Source organism: Deinococcus sp. (assembly GCF_018260405.1).
In the GTDB taxonomy this organism is placed as follows: Bacteria; Deinococcota; Deinococci; order Deinococcales; family Deinococcaceae; genus Deinococcus.
Genome location: NZ_JAGLBG010000156.1, coordinates 1 through 3,436 on the forward strand (window position 1 = coordinate 1; position 3,436 = coordinate 3,436).

At 63.1% G+C, this 3,436-nt stretch carries 1 protein-coding gene and 2 pseudogenes; all 3 read right to left on the reverse strand.

Translation table 11 applies throughout. The features are described 5' to 3' along the window. Positions 1–1,078: pseudogene (locus QZ269_RS12450) on the reverse strand (glucose-6-phosphate dehydrogenase); the annotation flags it as partial. Positions 1,079–1,110: 32 nt separating this feature from the next. Next, positions 1,111–2,208, reverse strand: coding sequence for a phosphogluconate dehydrogenase (NAD(+)-dependent, decarboxylating) (gene gnd, locus QZ269_RS12455; RefSeq protein ID WP_291427027.1), 1,098 nt, complete (start codon positions 2,206–2,208; stop codon positions 1,111–1,113). 262 nt (positions 2,209–2,470) lie between these two features. Then, positions 2,471–3,382 (reverse strand): annotated as a pseudogene (locus tag QZ269_RS12460) (DUF1963 domain-containing protein). Between the last annotated feature and the right edge of the window lie 54 nt (positions 3,383–3,436).

Genomic DNA, 3,436 nt, shown 5'->3' on the forward strand with positions numbered 1-3,436 from the left:
CGCGGCTTTTGGGAATGGCCTTGACCGCCCGCAGCACCTTGACCTTTTCGTCGCGAATGGCGTCGGCGTCGAAGGCAGCGGGCGCTTCCATGGCGGTCAGGGCAAACAGCTGCATCAGGTGGTTTTGCAGCATGTCGCGCACCACCCCGGCCTCCTCGTAGTACCCGGCGCGGCCCTCCAGACCCAAATCCTCGGAGGCGGTAATCTGGACGTGGTCTACATAACCCCGGTTCCACAGCGGCTCGAAAATGGCGTTGCCGAAGCGAATCGCCATCAGGTTTTGCACCGTCTCTTTGCCCAGATAATGGTCGATGCGGTAGACCTGCGACTCGTCCCAGACGGTATGAATGGCGTCGTTCAGTTCCCGTGCCGAGGCCAGATTGCGCCCGAAGGGTTTTTCGATGACGATTCTGCGCCAGCCTTCAGACTGGTTTTGCAACTTAGTACGCCCCAGGCCGTCGCTGATGGGCTGAAACAGGCTGGGCGGCACCGAGAGGTAAAACAGCGCGTTTTTGCGCCCGCCATGCGCGTCTCCAGCGCGGTCGAGTTCCTCGCTGACCCTGTGGTAAATCTCGTCGGCGCTGAAGTCGCCGCCCTCGTAGTACAGCAGCTCACGGAACTTTTCCAGGCTGCCGGGCTTGGGCGTGTCGGTCTCTTTGCTTTCCTTTAGGGCCGCAATCGCCATGTCCTTGAATTCCTCATCGCTCAGTTCCTGGCGGCCCACCCCCACGATGTTAAAGGCGCTGCCCAGCATCCCGTCTTGCCACAGCCCGAACACGGCGGGCAGCAGCTTGCGCTTGGCGAGATCGCCAGTCGCCCCGAAAATCACCAGCGTGGCGGGTTCGGGGGCGCGGCTGCGGCGCATCAGGGCGCGGAAGGGGTTCTGGCCGTCGGCCCCAGCGTCGCTACTATGGGGAACGCGCTGGCGGGTTTTTTTGGAGTGGCCTGCGGCTTGTGAGGCGGCCTTTTGAGCATTGGCGGCGGCTTTAGCGGCCTTGGCAGGCGCTTTGGCTGCTGCTTTGGTGCTGGCCTTAGCCGTTTGCGGGTTTGCAGGCGTGGCCGCCTTTTCACTGCTCACAGATTTGCCTTTGGTCCCAGATTTACCTTTAGTCACTGGCTGGCCTTCTGGTCGCCGGTCACGCGCTGCTGGCCGCTTTCACCAAGTTCCTGGGCGCCGCTCTTGTCGCTGCTGGCCTGCGCGGCGGCGGCGGGGATATTCTCCGGGGCGGCGGCGCTGGGGTCTTCGCCGGGTTTTACGGCAGGCACCACGCCTTCTTGCCTGTTGGCTTCCAATGTCTTGACCGCGTGACCACCGAAGGCGCGGCGCATGGCCGAGAGCATCTGGCCCTGAAAGCTGACCTCTTGCTGGCTGCGAAAGCGCATCTGGGTCGCCAGAGTAATCACCGGAGTCGGCACGCCCAGTTCGATGCTGTCGATAATCGTCCAGCGGCCCTCGCCACTGTCGGCCACGTAGTCAGACAGGCTGTCGAAGTCGGCGGAGTTGTTCAGCGCCTCGGCGGTCAGGTCAAGCAGCCACGAGCGAATCACGGTGCCGTGCCGCCACATCTCGGCAATCTGGGCCATGTCCAGGTTGAAGGTTTTGTGCGCCTTCATCACTTCAAAGCCCTCGGCGTAAGCCTGCATCATGCCGTACTCGATGCCGTTATGCACCATCTTGACGTAGTGGCCGCTGCCGCTTGGCCCGACGTGGCCCCAGCCCTTGTCGGGTGCGGGGGCCAGGGCTTCCAGCGCCGGGCGAATCCTTGCCACGCCGTCGTTGGGGCCGCCCACCATCATGCCGTAGCCCTCGGTGATGCCCCACACGCCGCCCGACGTGCCCACGTCTACAAAGTGCAGCCCCTTGGCCGCCAGCACTTCACCCCGGCGCTGGGTATCGTGAAAGTTGCTGTTGCCGCCGTCGATAATCACGTCGCCAGGGGCCAGCCGGTCGGCGAGGTCGTCGATGACCGACTGGGTAATCTGGCCCGCCGGAACCATCACCCACACGGCCCGCTCGCCGGGCTGACCCAGCAGCGTGATAAACCTGTCCATATCGGTGGTCATCGCTTCGGCGGCGATACCCTGGGCGCTCAGGTGGTCAATCGCCTCCTGGCTGCGGTCAAAGCCCACCACGTCTTGCCCACCGTTTTTCAGGCGAATCACCATGTTGCCGCCCATCTTGCCCAGTCCAATCATTCCGATTTTCATAGTGAAACCTCCGGCACTCGGAACCGGTTCCAGACCACCCGGCGCCTACCCTGAAAATGATACGCCCAGCACAGTCAGGGGCATATTTGGTTGATGTTAAGGCTCACACCCACTCCGGCTGAAAGGTGTGCAAAAACGGCTTAACCTGGGCGGACTGGTAGAGCCGCGCCGGAAAGCGAGTGCGGGCAGGCAGGACGGTCGGGCGCAGGGTTGGCACCCCGGTGCCTGGGCGGATTGTTAACCCAACAGACGGCAGTCCATATCAGAAGGCGTCCATTTCGAGTCGCACCCGCGTAAAGTCCAGCTTTTGCAGGTCGCTGCCGCGCACAAAAAAGCCCAGCCAGCCGCCTAAGCCGCCAGACCCGCCATACATCTGCCCGCCGTAATCGTCGCCGTCAAACTGAAAGAGCAGTCGTCAGTCCTCGGCGGGCGGGAAATAGGCGTTAATCACCATCGGATAACCGCGCAGGCGGTGGCCGTTGGGCTGCACTTTGCTCTTATTTTCGGCCTGCTGGTAGTCCTCGCCCACGCCGCTAGGCGCGTGTCCGGGTTCGGCAAATTTCAGCAGCGCGTCCAGCGATGAGGGAATCTCGCTGTCGCGCACAAAGCCCAGCGCGTGTTCGGGCGGGTTGAACATCTGGTCAATGTCGTAGTCGTCGCTAAAATCAGGGGTGTCGTGGGCCAGTGCCGAGGCGTCCCTTATCACTCGGGGCCAGTACATCACCTGCACGTCACCGCTGCCGCCCTCCGGACTCTGCACGCCGGGGCAGCCATAGCCCAGAAAAAACTGCAACAGACCCTGACGTGGCAAATCGGGCAATACTCCATCCTTATTCGCCTGCCCCAAGTCAATCTGGGCCAGAAAGTGCAGCGGCTGTCCGGCGCTTCCGTCGGGCCACGCCGCCCCTTTTGGCCGGTAAGGCACACCGCCAAATTTGCTGTCCCAGGGCGCGGGTTGGCCTGCGCGGACATACGGGCGCACCACGGGCCGCTCCAGCTGGCGCAACTCGGCGCGGAAACGCTCCAGCGCGGGTGGCAGCCACAGCGAACCGTCCGGGCGGCGCGGCGAGAGGCGGATAAACCCCTGTTTGGCAAGCTGCTTAGATTGTTCCCACAGGGCAGATTCCGCCTGCGCCTCGGCTGAGGGCGGCGTAAGAGGCTGTCTGAGGCCCATATCGTCGGAGTATCCATGCTGCCCTCTTCATCAGGCGCACAATCGCTGGAGCAG

Coding starts and splice junctions, on each gene's coding strand:
- gnd (WP_291427027.1), bottom strand. CDS start 2,208: ATGAAAATCGGAATGATTGGACTGGGCAAGATGGGCGGCAACATGGTG.